This window comes from Actinoplanes missouriensis 431 (genome assembly GCF_000284295.1).
GTDB classification, from domain to species: Bacteria; Actinomycetota; Actinomycetes; order Mycobacteriales; family Micromonosporaceae; genus Actinoplanes; species Actinoplanes missouriensis.
On record NC_017093.1, the window covers coordinates 822570 to 841176 of the forward strand.

An 18607-nucleotide genomic window follows, 5' to 3' on the forward strand; every position below is an offset into this window, starting at 1 on the left:
AACGGCGAGTTCGCGGGGAAGTGCCGCCCCGGCTGCACGACGATCAGCACCGGATGTTGTGCTGACGGGATGCTTCCGTCCGGCGCTTCCCCGCGTACCCCTGAAGCAGTTGAAGCGAAAGCGGCCTCGGCCGCGTCACTCAGCGTGCTCGACGCAGAGATCGCGGACTGCTTCGCCTGTCCGAGACTGGTCAGCTGGCGGACCGAGGTCGCGGTGACCAAGCGGGCCGCCTTCCGGGACCAGACGTATTGGGGCCGGCCGATCCCCGGCTTCGGCGCCGCGGACGCCGAGATCGCGATCCTGGGTCTCGCGCCGGCCGCGCACGGCGGCAACCGCACCGGGCGGATCTTCACCGGTGACCGGTCGGGCGACGTGCTCTTCGCCGCGCTGCATCGCGCGGGCCTGGCGAACCAGCCGACGAGCGTCTCCATCGACGACGGCCTCCAGCTGCGGAACACCCGGATCTTCGCGGCGGTCCGCTGCGCGCCACCGGACAACAAGCCGCTGCCCCAGGAGCGCGACACGTGCGCACCCTGGCTGCGTCGCGAGCTGGAACTGATCAGACCCACCCTGCGGGTGGTGGTCGCTCTGGGTGCCTTCGCCTGGGCTGCGTGGTGGCCGGCCCTGATTGACGTGTACGGCCTGCGCCCGCCCGTCCCCCGCCCGAAGTTCGGGCACGGCGCCGAGGTGATCCTCCCCGGCGCGCCGGATCTGCTCGGCTGTTTCCATGTCAGCCAGCAGAACACGTTCACCGGCCGGTTGACCCCCGCCATGCTGGACGAGGTGTTCGCCCGTGCGAAGGCTCGTGCGGGCCTGGCATGATTCGTGCTCTGACGGAATCGCCCGTACCGCCCACTCCTCTCGAGCCACGGATCTGAGCCCCCGCATGGACCTCGCCGCACTGCGCCGATGGTGGCCGCTGGCCGCCGTCGTCTCATTGCTTTTCGTGATCTCGCTGGCCGCGACCCGTTCCGCGCCTCAGCTGGATCACGTCACGCCCGACGCGACGCCGACCACGACCGCCCCGCCGCTGCTGCCACCCCGGACCGAGCCGGCCGCCGAGCCGAGCGCCACCGCGGAGGCCGTCCCGGAGGCGGCCCGCAGCCTGCCCGGCTGGGCCGGTGACGCGGCGCTCGCGGTGCTCGGCTTCGTGGTGGTGTGCATGGTGGTGCTGCTCTCCTGGGCGCTGGTGCACGACTATCTGAAACGGCGTGGCCGGCGCAGCGGGCGGCTCGGTCCCCGCCGTCAGCCGCGGACCGCCGAGGATCTGGTGGCGGCACTGGACGCGGGTCTGGAGGAGCTCTCCGACACCGACCGCGACCCGCGCCGCGCGGTGATCGCCTGCTGGGTGCGGCTGGAGGACGCGGCGGCCGCGGCCGGCACGCCCCGCCATCCCGGCGACAGCCCCACCGACCTGGTCGGACGGCTGCTCGCCGAGCAGCGGGTGGACGCGCAGGTGCTGGCGGCGCTGCTGGAGGTGTACCGCGAGGCGCGCTATGCCACGCACACCGTGGACGATCAGATGCGCCAACAGGCACGGTCCGCACTGGAGCGTCTGCGGGCTGATCTCGGGGGTGTGTCGGTGTGAGTGATGGCAGCCTTGATGATCTCTTCGGTGGTGGCTATGACGAGCCTGCCGGGGAGGCCGCTCCGGCGCCCGCGAAGCGCCGCTCACGCATCCCCCGGCTGATCGGCGAGGCGGCGGCCATCGTCCTGGCCACCATGGTGATCGTGGCTGGTCTGCGGGCCGGCGGGGTCAGCGTCCCGCTGCTGCTGCTCGTGGCCGCCCTGCTCGGCCTGCGCCTGGTGGTGCACGCCGCGTCGGTTGTCGCGCCACCACCCGCGCCGAAGCTCCGCTCCAAGATCGGCAAGAATGTTCCGGCCACCGCCGACTCCTTGCTTTTCGCTGTCAAACGCTGGGAGCGAAACCTGGAGCAGGCCCACTCCGACCCGGATCTGTATGCGCGTAACGTTCTGCCGGTGCTCGCCGAGCTCACCGACGAACGGCTGCGGCTCCGGCACGGCATAACCCGGGCGAGCGATCCGCGCCGCGCCCGGGAGCTGCTCGGTGAGCCGTTGTGGACGGCGCTGGACTCCCCTGGGCGGCACGGGCTCAAGTCCCGTGACGTCGGAACTCTGCTAGATGCGTTGGAACGACTGTGAGAAAGGTGGGCCGGTGACGCAGGCTCTTCCCCCGTACGAGGTCGGGCGGCTGGCCGGAGCGGTCCTCGACTCGGTCGGCACCGTGGTGGTCGGCAAACGGGATTCGCTCGAGCTTGTGCTCGCCGGCATCCTCGCGGGCGGGCACGTGCTGCTGGAGGACCTGCCGGGCCTCGGCAAGACACTGACCGCGCGGTGCTTCGCGCAGTCGCTCGGGCTGGACTTCCGCCGCCTGCAGTTCACTCCCGACCTGCTGCCGGCCGACGTCACCGGGTCGTTCCTCTACGACCAGCGCAAGGGCGACTTCGCGTTCCGGGCCGGCCCGGTCTTCACCAACATGCTGCTCGCCGACGAGATCAACCGGACGCCGCCGAAGACCCAGTCCGCCCTGCTCGAGGCGATGCAGGAGAAGCAGGTCTCGGTCGAGGGCGTGACCTATCGGCTGGACCCGCCGTTCCACGTGCTCGCCACCGCCAACCCGATCGAGTACGAGGGGACGTATCCACTCCCCGAGGCGCAGCTGGACCGGTTCCTGCTCCGGGTGTCGTTCGGATACCCGACCGCCGAGGAGGAGTGGGACGTGCTGCGTCGCCGGATGTCCCGGCGGCAGGAGGAGGCCACCCTCTCCCCGGTGGTGGACGCGCACACCCTGCAGCTCATGCAGGCCGCCTGCGAGTCGGTCGCGGTCGAGGATTCGATCGGGCGCTACATCGTCGCGCTCACCTCGGCGACCCGCGAGCACGGCGCGGTGCTGGTCGGCTCGTCGCCGCGCGGCTCGCTCGCGCTGCTGCTGCTGGCCCGGGCCCGGGCCGCGATGGCCGGGCGGGACTACGTGGTGCCGGAGGACGTGAAGGACGTGGCGGTGCCGGCGCTCGCGCACCGGATCACGCTGCGCCCGGAGATGTGGCTGCGCCAGGTGAACCCGTCGTTCGTGGTCCAGGAGGTGCTCTCCGCGGTGCCCGCGCCGGCCAGCGGGGCGCTCCCGACGTACGCGCGGCATGACTGAGCCGACTGCCGGAGTCTGGGCGCCGACCCGGGCGCTCGGGCGGACGGTGCTGCTCACCGGTCTGCTCCTGCTGCTCGGGGTCGCCCTCGGCCGCGTCGATCTGGTGCTGCTCGCGGCGCCGTTCGCGATCGGCGCGGCGATCAACCTGCACCGCCGGCCCAGAGCCGCACCCGAGGTGACGATCACCGCGGACGAGGAGCACATCGTCGAGGGCGGCGAGGTCGAGGCCGGGATCACCGTGGCGAACCCGGACGTGATCGGTTACGACCTGGTCGTGGTCCGGACGCGTACCTCGCCGTGGCTGCGGCTGCGGCACGCCGACCGGCCGTTCGCGATCACCGTTCCGTCGGACGGCTGGGCCGCGATCGACCTGCCCGGCGAGGCGCTGCGCTGGGGACGGCAGGACGTGGGTCCGGCGGCTGCCCGGGCCGCCGCCTGCGGTGGACTGCTCTCCTGCCGCCCGATCGTCACGCCGGCCCGCGGGGTGCGGGTCTACCCGGTCACCGAGCCGTTCAACGCGACCGAGGCGATGCCGGCCGCGGCCGGTCTGGTCGGCGCGCACCGGTCCCGGCGGCCGGGGGAGGGCGGCGAGCTGGCCGGTGTGCGGCAGTTCGCGCCCGGTGACCGGTTGCGCCGCATCGACTGGCGGGTCTCGCTGCGGACCCGTGACCTGCACGTGGCGTACACGCTGTCGGACCGGGACGCGGAGGTGCTGATCCTGCTCGACGCCCTCGGCGAGGTGGGTCTCGCCGGTGGCGTGCGGGGCGGCTCGTCGGTCCTGGACACCACGGTCCGCGCGGCCGCCGCGGTCGCCGAGCACTACCTGCACCGGGGCGACCGGGTCTCGCTGCTGGAGTACGGCGCGTCCGGGCGGCGGCTGCGTGCCGCGTCCGGCCGCCGGCAGTACCTCACGGTGCTGGAGTGGCTGCTCGACGTCCGCGCCGACCCGGTCGACGAGAGTCTCCTTCTCCCGCACCACATCTCGTCGTCCGCGCTGGTGGTGGTGCTCACCCCGCTCGTCGACCCGCGGGCCGCCGACATGCTCGCCCAGCTCACCCAGTCCGGCCGGTACACCGTCGCGGTCGACACGCTGCCGAAGGACGCCACCCCGCCGGTGCGCAACCAGTGGACGCCTGCGGCGAGCCGGCTCTGGCGGATCGAGCGGGAGAACGTGCTCGGCCGGTTGCGCGAGCACGGCGTACCGGTGGTGCAGTGGGCCGGGGCCGGCAGCCTGGACCTGGTGCTGCGGGACGTGGCCCGGATGGCCTCCGCGCCGAGGGGACGCTGACATGCTGACGTCGATCACGGCACGAGCGGGCCGTCTCCGGAAAGTGCTGAGCCGGGCCACCGCCGTACCCATAATCGTCCGCTTCTCGGTGTGGCTGACCGGCCTCCTGGCTCTCGGCGTCGCCTGGCCGGCGCCGCTTCTGGCCAGCCGGTACGCCGGGATGCTCGCCCTGATCGCGCTCTGGCCCGCGCTCGCGCCGGCCGGTCGCGGCGGCACCGCCGTGGCGCTCACCGCGGTGGCCGGCTGGCTGCTCGACACGGCCGGTTTCGACGCCGAGGTCGCGCTCTGGCGGGTGCTGGCGCTCGCCGCGCTGCTCTACCTGGCGCACACGCTGACCGCGCTGGCCGCCGTGCTGCCCATCGACTCGATCGTGAACCTGGACGTCCCGGGCCTCTGGCTGGGCCGTGCCGCGGTGGTCATCCTGATCTCCTCGGTGCTGATCGTCCTGGCTCTCGGACTCACCGCCGACCTGGGTGGAAGCGCTTTCCAGCTGGCGACCCTGGTGGGGCTCGCCGGGGCGACGGCTGTGACAGTTCTCCTAGCACGTATGGCCCGTCGCGAGTGAAATCTGTTAGTTACGACACTTGACTTTGGCCGTTGCGATCGTCACAGAACAACGCATGAACGGCCCCTCGCGCGCGAGAATAGGGGCGTGAATCCACCGCGCATAGTCGTCGTTGGAGCAGGTCACGTCGGGCTGTACGCCGCCCTCCGCCTGTCCAAGAAGCTGAACCGGAACCGGGCCGAGATCGTCGTCATCGACCCTGTTCCGCACATGACTTATCAGCCGTTCCTGCCTGAGGCAGCGGCCGGTAACATCTCGCCGCGACACGCTGTGGTGCCGCTGCGCCGGGAGCTGAAGAAGTGCCGCATCGTCTCCGGTGAGGTCACGAAGCTCGAGCACGCACGCAAGACCGTCACGATCCAGCCGATCGACGGCCCGGCCTACGAGATGGAGTACGACCACATCATCGTGGCCCCCGGCTCCGTCTCGCGCACGCTGCCGATTCCCGGCCTGAGCGACATGGGCATCGGCCTCAAGACCATCGGCGAGGCCATCTACCTGCGCAACCACATCCTCGACCGCCTGGACGTCGCCGCCGTGACGCCTGACGAAGAGGTGCGCAAGGCGTCGCTGAACTTCGTGTTCGTCGGTGGCGGTTTCGCCGGCATCGAGGCGCTCGCCGAGATGCAGGACGTCGTGGCGGACGCGCTGAAGTACTACCCGGAGCTGGACCCGAAGGAGGTCCACTTCATCCTGGTGGAGGCCTCCAACCGGATCCTCCCCGAGGTCGGGCCGGAGATGGGCGCCTACACCGCCCGCCAGCTCGCCAAGCGCGGCATCGACCTGCGCCTGGAGACCTTCCTGAAGTCCTGCGTCGACGGCCAGATCGAGCTCTCCGACGGTGACTCGTTCCGCGCCGAGACGCTGGTCTGGACCGCGGGCGTGAAGCCGTCGCCGATGCTGCAGCACACCGACCTGCCGCTCGGCCCGCGCGGGCACATCAACTGCCTGCCCACCCTCCAGGTCGCCAGCGTCGAGACCGGCGAGGTGCTCGAGGGCGCCTGGGCCGCGGGCGACGCCGCCCAGGTCCCCGACCTGACGAACCCGGGTGGCTGGTGCTCGCCGAGCGCCCAGCACGCGGTCCGGCAGGCCACCGTGCTCGCCGACAACATCCGCCAGGTCATCCTCGGCGGCTCGCCGAAGGAGTACCGCCACAAGCACGTCGGCGGTGTCGCGGGCCTCGGCATCAACAAGGGTGTCGCGCACGTCTACGGCGTGAAGGTCAAGGGCTACCCGGCGTGGCTGATGCACCGCTTCTACCACGTCAGCCGGATCCCGTCGTTCAACCGCAAGGTGCGGGTGCTCGCCGACTGGGTGCTGGCCTTCATCCTCAAGCGCGAGACGGTGGCCCTCGGCCAGCTGCACCACCCGCGTGAGGAGTTCGTCGAGGTGACCCCGCCGGTCGCCCCGGCCGCCGACAAGGTTTCCGCCGGCACTCGCTGAGGCCGTTGCCACCATCCGGGCGGCACCAGATACGGTGTTCGCAGGTCCGCCCGGGTGGTGGAATGGCAGACACGGCCGCCTTAAAAGCGGCTGCCTGACAAGGCGTGCGGGTTCGAGACCCGCCCCGGGCACTGATCTCCTTCGGAAGGGATGCTCCAGTCGGAGCATCCCTTCCGTCGTTTTGATGAAGGTCGTATCGTCGATTTCCGCTGGGATCACGTGCCTGACCACGGGTTCTCAGACTGCTCACAGCGTCTGCGGGCGCCGTGGGGGGCGTTCACCCCGTACTCTGGAACGACAGGCATGATGCCTCAACCTCAAAGGGAGGCTGGAAACAGTGAAGACATCGAACCCGGTGCTTTCGCGCCTCGGCCAGGCGGCTGAGCGGGAGCGCGCGGCGGGGTACGGGCAGGCCCCTGGCCAGCCGGGATACGGCCAGCCGGGTTACGGTCAGCCGGCTTACGGCGAGCCCTACCCCACGGCTACGGGCTACCCCGCCTCTCCGCCGGCCGTCCGGCCGATGACCGTCGACGACGTCGTGGTCAAGACCGTCACACTGCTCGGGATCACCGGCATCTCCGCCGTCGCCGCGTGGAACCTGATTCCCGCCTCGGCGACCGGCGCAGCATGGATCGGCGCCGCCCTGGTCGGCCTCGTGCTCGGCCTGGTCATCTCGTTCATGCGGGTTGCGAACCCGGCTCTCGTCGTCACCTACGCGGTGGTCGAGGGCGTGTTCGTCGGCATGGTGAGCAAGTTCTTCGAGAACATCATGGGCTACGAGGGGATCGTCCTTCAGGCGGTGGTCGCCACCTTCGGCGTCTTCTTCCTGATGGCCGTGCTCTACCGCGCCCGGGTCATCCGCGCCACGCCGAAATTCACCCGCGCCCTGGTCTCGATCATGGCCGGCCTGTTCGCGGTCATGCTGATCAACTTCGTGCTGGCGCTCTTCGACGTCAACACCGGCCTGCGGGACAACGGCCCGGTGGGCTACATCTTCAGCCTCGTCTGCATCGTGGTCGCGTCGCTGAGCTTCATCCTGAGCTTCAACGAGGTCGAGGAGGGCGTGCGGATGGGTCTTCCGCAGCGCTACTCCTGGACCGCCGCGTTCGGGATCCTGGTCAGCCTCGTCTGGCTCTACCTGGAGATCCTCCGCCTGCTCAGCTTCTTGCAGGGCGACGACTGACGGTTCGTCCAGTCGTCATGAGCAACGCCCGGCCCGCCTCCCCGCAGACCGGGCGTTGTCCCGTTTCCCGGTACCCTTTGGCGAATGTCTGACTTCGCCGCCGCGATCGACCGCCTCCTCAACCAGGTCCGCCACTGGGAGGAACGCCGCTGGTCCCAGCCGGCCACCACCACCGGCCAGACACGCGCACAGCTCATCCACGGCCTCGCCCAGCAGCTGGCCGACCTGGGCGCCGAGGCCGAGAAATCCCCGCGCCACGAGCTGCCCCTTCTCCACCCGATGGTCCTCCCCGACCAGCTCCGAGTCCTGGCCGACGACATCCTGATCGCCGGCCCCCCACCCGAGCTGCTGACCCGAGCCACCACCGCGGTGACCGAGGCCCACAAAACCCTCTGACCTTCCCGGTACGCATTACCCCAGCCCTCAACCGCACCCGACCGGTCCCACCCCCGTCACCCCTGACGCCCGCCGGCCCGGCGCATCCCGCCGCCGGCCCCGGCGCCCCGTAGCGCCCCCAGAGCCGTCCCACCCCAAACCACTCCCGCCCCGGCGTCTCGGCGCGGCTGCCGCGTCGTCCTGTCGTCTCGACACAGGTTCCCGTCGCAGCAGCACACTCCCGCCCAGCCGACCAAGATCGAACTCGAGCCCGAGCCCGAGCCCCACCGAGCCGTAGCCCAAGCAGCCAAAACGTCCGGATAACCTGCCTGGACTACGGCTCGGGTTCGTGAGGCCCGGCCGTAGCGGGCGCAGGTTAAGCGCCGCCGGATAACCTGCCGCGGCTACGGCTGGGAGGTGGGAAGACACCCACGAGGCCGCGAACCACGTGACAGGACTAGCGGGGGAGCGGCCGACTGAGAGACGTCAGACCGTTAACCGCTAGGAAGCCGGCCGCCTGGTAGAGCCGCAGCGCCGCCCCGTTGTCCACCTCGGTCCGTAGCGATACCCGCACCGCCCCGGCCGCCTCGGCGAGCCCCACGACGTGATCGAGCAGCGCCCGGGCGACACCGGCCCGCCGCGCCTCCGGCCGCACGAACAGATCCTGCACGTGCCACACCACGCCCAATCGGAGCGAAGCCGGCTGCATCGCACTCGTAACCATGCCAACGAGCACGCCGCCGACACCTGCCGCGGACGCGCCGCCGACACCTGCCGCGGACGCGCCGCCGGCACCTGCCGCGGACACACCGCCCGTGACCGCCGCGAACATCTCCAGCCTGCCGCTGCCCAGCTGAGCCGCCAACCAGGCGCGCGTCCGCTCACGGTCGGGCGTCTCCCCGTAGTGCACCCGGTACTCGTCGAACACCGCCACAGCGCCGTCGAACAACCCAGAACCGGGTCGCACTGGGACGATCTTCAAGTGCTCTACCCCCGTACCCACAAAAAGGTCCCACCGCCGCCTCGCGCGAGTGGAGGCGGCGGTGGGAACCGGCTGAGAAGCGTCCGAACTAGCTGAGGCGCTCGATGATCAGGGCCATGCCCTGGCCGCCGCCGACGCACATGGTCTCCAGGCCGATCGACTTGTCGTGCCAGTCGAGGGAGTTCAGCAGCGTGGTGGTGATGCGGGCGCCGGTCATGCCGAACGGGTGGCCGACCGCGATCGCGCCGCCGTTGACGTTGAGCTTCTCCAGCGGGATGCCGAGGTCCTTGTACGACGGGATGACCTGGGCCGCGAACGCCTCGTTGATCTCGAAGAGGTCGACGTCGGAGATGCTCATGCCGGCACGCTTGAGTGCCTGCTTGGACGCCTCGACCGGGCCGAGGCCCATGATCTCGGGGGAGAGGCCGGTGACGCCGGTGGAGACGATCCGGGCGAGCGGGGTGATGCCGAGCTCGCGGGCCTTCGTGTCGCTCATGATGACCAGCGCGGCGGCGCCGTCGTTGAGCGGGCAGCAGTTGCCGGCGGTGACCCGTCCGTCCTCGCGGAAGACCGGCTTGAGCTGGGAGACCGCGTCGATGGTGACGCCGGCGCGGGGGCCGTCGTCGCGCGACACGACGGTGCCGTCGGGGAGCGTGATCGGGGTGATCTCGCGGTCCCAGAAGCCGTTGGCGATGGCCTTCTCGGCGAGGTTCTGGCTGCGGACGCCGAACTCGTCCATCTCCTCGCGGGTCACGTTCTTGACCTGGGCGAGGTTCTCGGCGGTGTAGCCCATCCCGATATAGATGTCCGGCACCGCGCCGTCCTCGCGCGGGTCGTGCCAGGTGGTGCCGGCCTCGGCGGACCGCTTCGTGCGGGCCTGGGCCTCGTCGAAGTACGGGTTGGTCCAGGGGCCGCCGACGAGTTTCTGCGCCTCGGACGGCAGGCCGTCGGAGGAGCCGCGGGCGAACCGGGAGACCGTCTCCACGCCGGCCGAGATGAACACGTCACCCTCGCCCGCCTTGATCGCGTGGAACGCCATCCGGGTGGTCTGCAGCGACGAGGAGCAGTACCGCGTGACGGTGGCGCCGGGCAGGCCGTCCAGGCCGAGCTTGGTGGCGATCACCCGGGCCTGGTTGAAGCCCTGTTCGCCGCCGGGGAGACCGCAGCCGAGGTAGAGGTCCTCGATGAGCGTGCGGTCCAGCTGCGGCACCTTGCTGAGAGCGGCGTCGACGATCGTCGTGGCGAGATCGTCGGGCCGCAGGTCCTTGAGGGAGCCCTTGTGGGCGCGTCCGATGGGGGAGCGGGCAGTGGCAACGATGACAGCTTCCGGCATGCCGCCAGTTTACTCACCGGTAACATGGTCGGAAGCGCGAATTTCTCACACCCCTGACATTGCGGCTTTTGCCACCGCTGGATACAAAGCGTGCGCCCACACCCGGTAGCCGTCGGCGGAGGGGTGGAAGCCGTCGTAGCAGAGCGTCCCGGCGTCCGCGCGGAACACCGCGCCCGTCTCGCCGGCCAGGTCGACGACCACGCCACCGGCCTCGACGACCGCCCGGGCCTGCGCTTTCGCCATCCGGCGGCCGACCACGCCGGCGATCTGCCGCAGCGGTGGGGCGATCGAACGGGTCGCGCCCAGGTCGGGGCAGGTGCCGACGACGACCTGCACACCGGCCGACCGGAGCCGCCGGACCGCCTGGCCGAGGTGGATCGCCGCCTCCTCGGGGACGCGGCCGGACGTCGCGTCGTACGCCCCGATCAGCACGACCGCGACGTCGGGTCGGTCGCCGAGCAGCGCGCGGGCCACCTGCGTACCCAGATCGCTGGACCGCGATCCGGCCACGCCGACGCTGCTGAGCAGCACGTGCCGGGGTCCCGTCTCCGGGGTGCCGTCGGCCAGCAGACGGGCGAGCTGGCCGCCGACCGTGTCCGACAGCCACTCCACGCCGACGCCGACCGCGGCCGAGTCACCGAGGAGCACCAGCCGCAGGGGTGTCGCGGTCGCCGGGCCCATCGAGGTGCGCAGCGCCAGGCCCATCGTCGGTTTCGCGTAGCGCCGGGCTTTCGCGGCGAGCAGTTCACCGGCGATCAGGGCGACGCCGCCCACCGCGCCGGCCAGCAGTCCGGTGGCCGCGGCCCGGCCTACTTGTTTCGGCAGACCAGCCATGTCACGCCTCCCTGCATCAGCCGACTTGATGATCCTCTGGCGTATACCCTACGGCGGAAACCGGGTTGACCGTGCCCGCCCTCGACCCGAACCAGTGCCGCGGTTCGCCGAACCACGGGTGCCGGCGCAGCTGCGCCCACCGCCCGGCCGGGCTGACCTCGGTGCCCGGCGCCCGCACCGCCGCGACGGCGGCCTCGGGCAGGGTCCGGACGCTGTCCGTGACCGGGGTCCGCTCGTCCTCGCCGAGCGCGGCCATCACGGTCGGCATCATCACCGCCGCTGCTCGGGCATACCCCTCGGCGGACGGATGGAATCGGTCCGAGCTGTACATCCGTACCGGATCCGCCTCGAACATCGGACCGAGCAGGTTCCCGATCGAGACGGTCCGGCCGCCTTCCCGCACCACGGCGACCGTCTGCGCGGCGGCCAGTTGCCGGCTCCAGCGCCGGGCCAGCCACCGCAGCGGCGGCTTGATCGGCTGGATCGCGCCGAGGTCCGGGCAGGTGCCGACCACCACTTTGCAGCCGACCGCCCGCAGTCGGCGAACCGTGTCACCCAGATGACGGACCGCCGCGGTCCGGGCTGAGGCGTGAGTCACATCGTTCCCGCCGATCAGGATGATCGCGAGGTCCGGTTCGTACTCCAGGGCCGCGTCCACCTGGTACGGCAGGCCGGACGACATCGAGCCGACCACGGCCAGCCGGTGCAGCCGGACCGGGCGGCGCAGGCGGCGCGAGATGCCGGTGGCGAAGAGGGCGCCGGGTGTCTCCCGGGGGCGGTGCACGCCGTATCCGGCGGCCGACGAGTCGCCGAGGATCACCAGGTTCAGTGGGCGGCCGCCGAACTTCGCGCCGTACACCCCGTCACCGCGCGGCGGCGGGGCCTCGGCCATCGGGATCACCCGTCGCGCGTCGGCGGCCTGGCGCAGGAGCACGCCGGCCGAGAACGCGGTCACCCCGGCGAGGACGCCTGTCACCCGTCCGGCCCATTTGATCCGCCGCCAGCCGGTGGCGGAGAGGGTGAAATCGATGCTGCTCATGATTTCCTCCTCGAATGGCTCGGTGTTCCGGCCGTGATCGGCAGCAGAAGTGGGTACTTGAGGCTAACTCGCGATGGCGAGAGGCAATCATGGCGCGCCCACGTCATGCTGGAGTGGCGGAGAGGGGAACAAAGATGGCCAAGACGTTGAAACGTGCGGCGGCGTTCACCGCGCTGGCGCGTGCTCTGACCGCCGGCGCCCGTGGCGGCCGGCCCCTCGGGGAGCGTCTCGCCGCGCTGCCCCGGATGATCCGGGCCACCACCCGCGGCGACTACGACGGCGGCATGCGGCTGGCGATGATGGCGGCCGCCACCCTCTATGTGGTGTCGCCGATCGACGCCGTCCCGGAGGCGTTCGTCTTCCTGTTCGGGCTGATCGACGACGCGGTCGCGGTCACCTGGCTGGCGGGTGCGGTGCTCGCCGAAACGGATCGCTTCCTGGAGTGGGAGCGGACCAGCCCGCGCGTGGTCGTAAAGTGAAGCGTGCGCTATTACGACAACGTCGTCGAGATCATCGGTAACACTCCGCTGGTCCGGCTGAACAGCGTGACCGAAGGCATCAGCGCCACCGTGCTGGCCAAGGTCGAGTACTTGAACCCCGGCGGCTCGGTCAAGGACCGGATCGCGCTGCGGATGGTGGAGGACGCCGAGAAGGCGGGCCTCCTCAAGCCCGGCGGCACGATCGTGGAGCCGACCAGCGGCAACACCGGAGTCGGTCTGGCCCTCGTGGCCCAGCGACGGGGTTACAAGTGCGTCTTCGTCTGCCCCGACAAGGTCAGTGAAGACAAGCAGAACGTCCTGCGGGCGTACGGCGCCGAAGTGGTGGTCTGCCCGACCGCCGTGGCGCCGGAGGACCCGCGTTCCTACTACAACGTGTCCGACCAGCTGACCCGGGACATCCCCGGCGCCTGGAAACCGGATCAGTACAGCAACCCGGCGAACCCGCGCTCGCACTACGAGCAGACCGGCCCGGAGATCTGGGAGCAGACCGGCGGGAAGATCACCCACTTCGTGACCGGGGTGGGCACCGGCGGGACGATCACCGGCGTCGGGCGTTACCTCAAGGAGCAGGGCGACGTCCGGATCGTCGGCGCCGACCCGGAGGGTTCGGTCTACTCCGGCGGGACCGGTCGTCCGTACCTCGTGGAGGGTGTCGGCGAGGACTTCTGGCCGAGTGCGTACGACACGAGCGTCACCGACGAGGTCATCGAGGTCAGCGACTCCGACTCGTTCGAGATGACCCGCCGGCTGGCCCGCGAGGAGGGCCTGCTGGTCGGCGGCTCGTGCGGGATGGCCGTGGTGGCGGCGCTCGAGGTCGCCCGCAAGGCCGGCCCGGACGACGTCGTCGTGGTGCTGCTGCCGGACGGCGGCCGCGGTTACCTGTCGAAGATCTTCAACGACAAGTGGATGGCGCGGTACGGGTTCCTCCGTACCAATGAGGCCACCCCCACCGTGGCGGACGCGCTCGCCGGCAAGGGCGCCGAGATCCCGAAACTGGTCCACGTCCACCCGACGGAGACGGTCCGGGACGCGATCGACTACATGCGGGAGTACGGGGTCTCCCAGCTCCCGGTGCTGAAAGCGGAGCCGCCCGTCGTGACCGGCGAGGTGGCCGGCTCGATCTCGGAGAAGGCGCTGCTGGACGCGCTCTTCACCGGGCAGGCCCACCTGCACGACACGATCGAGAAGCACATGAGCGACGCCCTGCCGATGATCGGTGGCGGCGAGCCGGTGGCCGAGGCGGTGGCGCTGCTGGAGAAGGCGGACGCCGCGATGGTCCTGGTGGACGGCAAGCCCGCCGGGGTGCTCACCCGGCAGGACCTGCTCGCCCATCTGAGCTAGCCGATCGCCGGGCCGAGCATCAGCCGCTGCAGGGCTTGGGCAGCCTGCAGCGGCTTGCCGCCCGCCGATGCACGCGAACCCCGGCCAGGTCTTAGAGCGGGCCGCGACGCAGGACCCATCGATGCCCGTCTCGGCTCCGCCCTCGGCGAGCATGGACCGTTACAGATAGTCGCCACAATCGCACACTCAGTCCGACCAGCTGATGGCGCGCTGCGGTTGTATGTGTCGTGACGGAGCTATGAGCCACTCCCGGACGAAGGGGTAGGGAATGGTCGACGTCGACGAGTCGGCGCCCGCCGACATCGTGGACCGCCTTCTGTGGCGGGACGCGCAGCACTTGCTCGGACGCCACACGGCGGCCGGCGGAGACGGTAACTGCGTCGGATGCGGATGGCGCTGGCCGTGCTCGGCCCGCCGGCTCGCCGAACGAGCCGACGCGGTGGCCCGCCGACCCTGGCGTGAGGCGTGGACGCTGCGACACGACGTGAACAGCATGCGCAGCGTGCCCGGCCGCGGACTCAACGTTCCGGCAGAGCACCGCTACAGGAGGGTTTTATGAAGGACTAGACGTCGCCGAAGAGCTTGACCGTCCCCCGGCAAGCAACGGCTTCCCGGCCCGGCCGACGTCTCCCGGCGGTGACGCCGGGGCGCCCCGCCAGCGCTCCGGCATCCCGCGCCCAGGCCCGCCTCGAATCGGTTCTTCAGGATCAGCACGCCTCCGCTGATCCGCGCCTCCGGCCAGGCGCACCCGATTCCGGCGGGGCGGTGGGCGGGAGCACGTGATCACAGGTTCCCCCGCATTCATAGGTCACGTGCTCCCGCCTTTTCGCTTTTTCCGGGTACGCGCAGTACCCGTCCCCACAAGCAACAGACCCGTCCCGCAGCAGCCACTCCCTGACGCCCCTTCCGCGGGCGCGGCACGCCGCCGGCCCCGGCGTCCCCGCCCGCTCCTTCGCGCCGCCCCGCGAATTCCAAGGTCACCCGCAGCGGCCCGTCGTCACCAGGTCGCCCGCAGGGGCCCGTCGTCACCAGGCGACCAGGCAGAACGGGTGCCCCACCGGATCAGCGAAGACCCGGAACGTCTCGCCCCCGCCACCCAGCCGGACCGCGCCCAGCTCGAGAACCCGCTTCTCGCCGTCGTCCAGGCTCTCCACCCGCACGTCGACATGCATCTGCTGCGGGTGCGCAGGATCCGGCCAGCTCGGCGCCCGAAACTCGCCCACCCGCTGAAACGCGAGCCCAGGCCGATCCGGCGCATCCCCGATCACCACCCAGTCACCCTCGTCCTGAACGCGCTGCATGCCCAGCAGCCGCTCATAGAACGAGGCCAGCTCCGACGGTTCGGGACAGTCGATGATGAGGCCGTGCCAGCGTCCGATCACCCCGCGATGCTGCCACCGAAGCCCAGCGCCCGCTGCCCCACCGTCCCCCGGAGCTGGTCGTTGCGGCCGCCAGGTGCTCAATGCGCGCAGTCAAGCGACCGCGCGCGTCCGGCAACGCCCGTTCACGTGATCAAAGCCGTCGGCCGACGCTGTGGACCAGCCGGACCGGCTGGCTCTCAGCGCTCTCCGAACGCGCTGCTGACAGCACTGTTAACCAGCTCGTCTCGCCCGGCTGGTCAGCAGTGCTGCCGGCCGCCCGGTTTGTCCGCACTGAGCGCCAGCCGGCATCGGCGTTTCCAAGATCCACGAACTCGAGGACCGCGACCCGCTTCGCGACCGCGACCGCGACCCGCTTCGCGACCGCGAGACGCTTCGCGACCGCGAGACGCACTCGGGACAGTGAGGCGCCACTCGGGAGTCTGGCGAGCTGGCGGGACCCCGGATCGATCACTTCATGCACACGGTCCGACTGGCCCTCAATGTTCCGCCGAGTTTTGGAGCGAGTGGGCGTAACGGATGTGCGTGACCGGCTGGTCGTTGACCGTGTCGTCGCGGGTGGCGCCGTCCGGGGTCCAGCCACCTCGGTCGTAGAAGCGCCGGGCCACCTCGTTGCCCTCCAGCACCCAGAGCACGGCCCGGTCCTTGCCGTAGGCCCGCAACGCCTCCAGCGCGTCGATCATCAGCAGGCGGCCCACGCCGGTGCCCACCCGGGACGGGTCCAGGTGGATCGCGTAGAGCTCGGCCGCGCCCTCGGTCTCGCTCGGCCCCACGTAGGAGAAGCCGATCAGCTCGTCGCCGTCCAGGGCGACGGTCAGGCGGTGGGTGTCGCGCTCCCAGCGCCAGCGCTCCACCCAGTAGGCGGCCATCATCTCGGCGCCGCGCGCGTCGAACGACGCCGGGTCGACCAGGTGGGCGTAGGCGGCGGCCCGGGAACGGTGGTGCAGGGTGCCGATCGCGGGCAGATCGGTGTCGGTCGCCGGACGCAGCGAGACGGTCATTCTTGAGAAAGTAGCCGAGGCGGGACCGGGACGCGAAGGAGGTCTTCGGCGATCACGACGGGGCCGGCGAACTCCGTGCGGGCCTCCTCCAGGAATCGGGACGGGTCCTGGTACCGCTGGGAGAAGTGGGTGAGGACCAGCGTGCGTACGCCCGACTCGCGAGCCACCGCGGCGGCCTGCCCGGCCGTCAGGTGACCGACCTGCGCGGCCATCGCGGCGTCCTCGGCCAGGAAGGTGGACTCGATGACCAGCATGTCGACGCCGTCGGCCAGGGCGTAGACGTTGTCGCACAGGCCGGTGTCCATCACGAAGGCGAAGCTCTGGCCGGGGCGGACGGTGCTGACCTGCTCCAGCGTGACCTCGCCGAGGCGGCCGGCGCGCTGCAGCTCGCCGACTGCCGGGCCCTGGATGCCGTGCTGGACCAGCAGGGCGGGCAGTATCCGCCGGGAGTCAGGTTCGGTGAGGCGGTACCCGTACGCCTCGATGGAATGTCGCAATGGCAGTGCCGTGAGGCGCCCCGCGCAGGTCTCCACCGCGAAGCCGGCGCCCACCGGCGAGGGCACGATCTCCGCGTTGTCCCAGTAGCTCGTGGCGTGCCGCAGCCTGTCGTAGAACTCCTGGCCACCGGCCGGGTAGTGGACCGCGACCGGATGCGGCACCTTGTCCAGCGAGACGCGCTGCAGGATGCCGGGCAGGCCGAGACTGTGGTCGCCGTGGAAGTGGGTGATGCAGATGTGCTTGAGCGGGGTGACGGCCTGGCCGGCCAGCAGCATCTGGCGCTGGGTGCCCTCGCCCGGGTCGAAGAGGATCACCTCGTCGTCCCAGCGGAGGAGGTAGCCGTTGTGGTTGCGGTGACGTGTCGGCACCTGGCTGGCGGTGCCGAGGACGATCAGCTCGCGCATGAGTGGAAACCCCGTATATGAAGCGACCCCAGGGGACTTCCTCACTCGCTGACGCGGGTGAGGTCCGGTCGGACAAGGCCGGATCCCCTGGGGTCGGGTGGCTGTCTGGTACTCGCCGGGCCGCTGCCACACGGTCTCGACGCTCAAACGAAGCTGTCAAGGACAGCGGCTAGCGGACAGCCACCTCACGAGTCCCGTTGCTATACAACTTCGGACCACCTCCCTTCACGTGTACGGCCACGTTAACCAAGGTCGACGGTCTCCGCCAATGCTTTTAAATCACTAGAGCCGCGGGAATACTCTGGGGGACATCTCGGTGCTTTCCACCACGAGTGAGGCAGGCCCGACGATCAGCGGGTCGGGCCTGCCGACGATCTCGGGGTCCTTGCCGGTGTAGTCGAAGCGGTTGAGCACGTGCCGCATCGCGGCGAGCCGGGCGCGCTTCTTGTCGTTGCTCTTCACCACGGTCCACGGGGCGTCGGCGGTGTCCGTGTAGAAGAACATCGCCTCCTTGGCCTCGGTGTAGTCGTCCCACTTGTCCAGGGACTCCAGGTCCATCGGGGAGAGCTTCCACTGCCGGACCGGGTCGACCTGGCGGATCGCGAACCGGGTCCGCTGCTCGCTCTGGGTCACCGAGAACCAGAACTTGACCAGGTGGACGCCGGACCGGACGAGCATCCGCTCCAGCTCCGGGGTCTGCCGCATGAACTCGAGGTACTCCGCGCGGCTGCAGAAGCCCATCACCCGCTCCACGCCGGCCCGGTTGTACCAGGACCTGTCGAAGAGCACGATCTCACCGGCGGACGGCAGGTGCTTGATGTACCGCTGGTAGTACCACTGGGTGCTCTCCTTCTCGTTCGGCTTCTCCAGGGCCACCACCCGGGAGCCGCGCGGATTGAGATGCTCCATGAAGCGCTTGATGGTGCCGCCCTTGCCGGCCGCGTCCCGCCCCTCGAAGAGAATCACCAGGCGTTCCCCGGTGTCCTTGCACCAGTTCTGCAGCTTCAGGAGCTCGATCTGGAGCAGCCGCTTGTCGTGGTCGTACTCCGCACGAGGCAGCCGTTCGTCGTACGGGTAGTCGTCGCGCCAGGTGTCGACCGGCGTCCCGTCGGCGTTCAACAGGTACGGATCGTCGTCCTCGTCGTCCACCACGCGGTAGCCGGTGAGTTCGGTGACCGGACCGTCGTACGGCTGCGTCATCGGTTCCTCCACATGTCCTTGATCAACATGCTCGGAATCGGTCTGCTCGTGATCAACGTGTTCCGGATGAACATCT

21 protein-coding genes and 1 tRNA gene are annotated in these 18607 nt (G+C 70.4%); 13 read left to right on the forward strand and 9 right to left on the reverse strand.

All coding sequences use genetic code 11. From position 1 onward, the window contains the following. The first annotated feature begins 69 nt into the window (after nt 1-69). From AMIS_RS03880 to AMIS_RS03925, 10 genes are all read left to right on the forward strand, one after another. Nucleotides 70-822, forward strand: coding sequence for a uracil-DNA glycosylase (locus AMIS_RS03880; RefSeq protein ID WP_041829542.1), 753 nt, complete (start codon nt 70-72; stop codon nt 820-822). A gap of 64 nt (nt 823-886) precedes the next feature. Further along, nucleotides 887-1588, forward strand: a complete 702-nt coding sequence (locus tag AMIS_RS03885; protein WP_014440883.1) for a DUF4129 domain-containing protein — start codon at nt 887-889, stop codon at nt 1586-1588. Next, nucleotides 1585-2163 (forward strand): hypothetical protein, encoded by a 579-nt coding sequence (locus AMIS_RS03890; protein ID WP_014440884.1) that lies wholly within the window; start codon nt 1585-1587, stop codon nt 2161-2163. Before AMIS_RS03885 ends, AMIS_RS03890 begins: the two co-directional genes overlap by 4 nt. Beyond that, nucleotides 2144-3166 carry an AAA family ATPase gene (locus AMIS_RS03895; protein ID WP_041829543.1) on the forward strand — a complete coding sequence of 341 codons (1023 nt, stop codon included), beginning with the start codon at nt 2144-2146 and terminating at the stop codon, nt 3164-3166. Before AMIS_RS03890 ends, AMIS_RS03895 begins: the two co-directional genes overlap by 20 nt. Beyond that, the gene (locus tag AMIS_RS03900) at nt 3159-4454 is read left to right on the forward strand and encodes a DUF58 domain-containing protein (protein WP_014440886.1); all 1296 of its coding nucleotides are present in this window, start codon (nt 3159-3161) and stop codon (nt 4452-4454) included. Before AMIS_RS03895 ends, AMIS_RS03900 begins: the two co-directional genes overlap by 8 nt. Nucleotide 4455: 1 nt before the next feature. Continuing rightward, on the forward strand, nt 4456-5019 hold the full coding sequence (locus AMIS_RS03905) for a hypothetical protein (protein ID WP_014440887.1): 564 nt from the start codon (nt 4456-4458) through the stop codon (nt 5017-5019). A gap of 87 nt (nt 5020-5106) precedes the next feature. Next, nucleotides 5107-6462 (forward strand): NAD(P)/FAD-dependent oxidoreductase, encoded by a 1356-nt coding sequence (locus tag AMIS_RS03910; RefSeq protein ID WP_014440888.1) that lies wholly within the window; start codon nt 5107-5109, stop codon nt 6460-6462. 48 nt (nt 6463-6510) lie between these two features. Next, nucleotides 6511-6593 (forward strand) — tRNA-Leu (locus tag AMIS_RS03915). A 206-nt stretch (nt 6594-6799) separates the two neighbouring features. After that, on the forward strand, nt 6800-7645 hold the full coding sequence (locus AMIS_RS03920) for a Bax inhibitor-1/YccA family protein (RefSeq protein WP_014440889.1): 846 nt from the start codon (nt 6800-6802) through the stop codon (nt 7643-7645). A gap of 84 nt (nt 7646-7729) precedes the next feature. Then, a complete protein-coding gene (locus AMIS_RS03925) occupies nt 7730-8041 on the forward strand; it encodes a hypothetical protein (RefSeq protein WP_014440890.1) in 312 nt (103 codons plus the stop codon). 436 nt (nt 8042-8477) lie between these two features. Here the strand turns inward: AMIS_RS03925 and AMIS_RS40220 are convergent, their stop codons facing one another. The 4 genes from AMIS_RS40220 to AMIS_RS03945 form a co-directional block, all read right to left on the reverse strand. After that, nucleotides 8478-8987 carry a GNAT family N-acetyltransferase gene (locus AMIS_RS40220; RefSeq protein ID WP_014440891.1) on the reverse strand — a complete coding sequence of 170 codons (510 nt, stop codon included), beginning with the start codon at nt 8985-8987 and terminating at the stop codon, nt 8478-8480. A 103-nt stretch (nt 8988-9090) separates the two neighbouring features. Continuing rightward, entirely contained in the window at nt 9091-10335 is a 1245-nt protein-coding gene (locus AMIS_RS03935; RefSeq protein WP_014440892.1) for an acetyl-CoA C-acetyltransferase, read from the reverse strand. A 45-nt stretch (nt 10336-10380) separates the two neighbouring features. Next, nucleotides 10381-11169, reverse strand: a complete 789-nt coding sequence (locus tag AMIS_RS03940) for an SGNH/GDSL hydrolase family protein (protein WP_014440893.1) — start codon at nt 11167-11169, stop codon at nt 10381-10383. Nucleotides 11170-11185: 16 nt separating this feature from the next. After that, entirely contained in the window at nt 11186-12208 is a 1023-nt protein-coding gene (locus AMIS_RS03945) for an SGNH/GDSL hydrolase family protein (RefSeq protein ID WP_014440894.1), read from the reverse strand. 134 nt (nt 12209-12342) lie between these two features. Here AMIS_RS03945 and AMIS_RS03950 point away from each other — a divergent pair, with 134 nt between their 5' ends. The 3 genes from AMIS_RS03950 to AMIS_RS03960 all read left to right on the forward strand — a co-directional run bounded on the left by AMIS_RS03950 (nt 12343) and on the right by AMIS_RS03960 (nt 14608). After that, complete coding sequence (locus tag AMIS_RS03950; protein WP_014440895.1) at nt 12343-12687, forward strand: YkvA family protein; 345 nt, start codon at nt 12343-12345, stop codon at nt 12685-12687. Nucleotides 12688-12690: 3 nt separating this feature from the next. Then, nucleotides 12691-14049 carry a cystathionine beta-synthase gene (locus AMIS_RS03955; protein ID WP_014440896.1) on the forward strand — a complete coding sequence of 453 codons (1359 nt, stop codon included), beginning with the start codon at nt 12691-12693 and terminating at the stop codon, nt 14047-14049. A 268-nt stretch (nt 14050-14317) separates the two neighbouring features. After that, complete coding sequence (locus AMIS_RS03960; RefSeq protein WP_014440897.1) at nt 14318-14608, forward strand: hypothetical protein; 291 nt, start codon at nt 14318-14320, stop codon at nt 14606-14608. A 466-nt stretch (nt 14609-15074) separates the two neighbouring features. On the opposite strand, the gene AMIS_RS03965 is transcribed toward AMIS_RS03960, so the two are convergent. The 5 genes from AMIS_RS03965 to ppk2 all read right to left on the reverse strand — a co-directional run bounded on the left by AMIS_RS03965 (nt 15075) and on the right by ppk2 (nt 18531). Then, a complete protein-coding gene (locus tag AMIS_RS03965; protein WP_014440898.1) occupies nt 15075-15431 on the reverse strand; it encodes a VOC family protein in 357 nt (118 codons plus the stop codon). A gap of 130 nt (nt 15432-15561) precedes the next feature. Then, complete coding sequence (locus tag AMIS_RS42240) at nt 15562-15822, reverse strand: hypothetical protein (RefSeq protein ID WP_014440899.1); 261 nt, start codon at nt 15820-15822, stop codon at nt 15562-15564. An 85-nt stretch (nt 15823-15907) separates the two neighbouring features. After that, on the reverse strand, nt 15908-16429 hold the full coding sequence (locus AMIS_RS03970; RefSeq protein ID WP_014440900.1) for a GNAT family N-acetyltransferase: 522 nt from the start codon (nt 16427-16429) through the stop codon (nt 15908-15910). Then, entirely contained in the window at nt 16426-17331 is a 906-nt protein-coding gene (locus AMIS_RS03975; RefSeq protein WP_014440901.1) for a ribonuclease Z, read from the reverse strand. Before AMIS_RS03975 ends, AMIS_RS03970 begins: the two co-directional genes overlap by 4 nt. A gap of 282 nt (nt 17332-17613) precedes the next feature. Then, a complete protein-coding gene (gene ppk2, locus AMIS_RS03980; RefSeq protein ID WP_051042382.1) occupies nt 17614-18531 on the reverse strand; it encodes a polyphosphate kinase 2 in 918 nt (305 codons plus the stop codon). Nucleotides 18532-18607 lie beyond the last annotated feature (76 nt).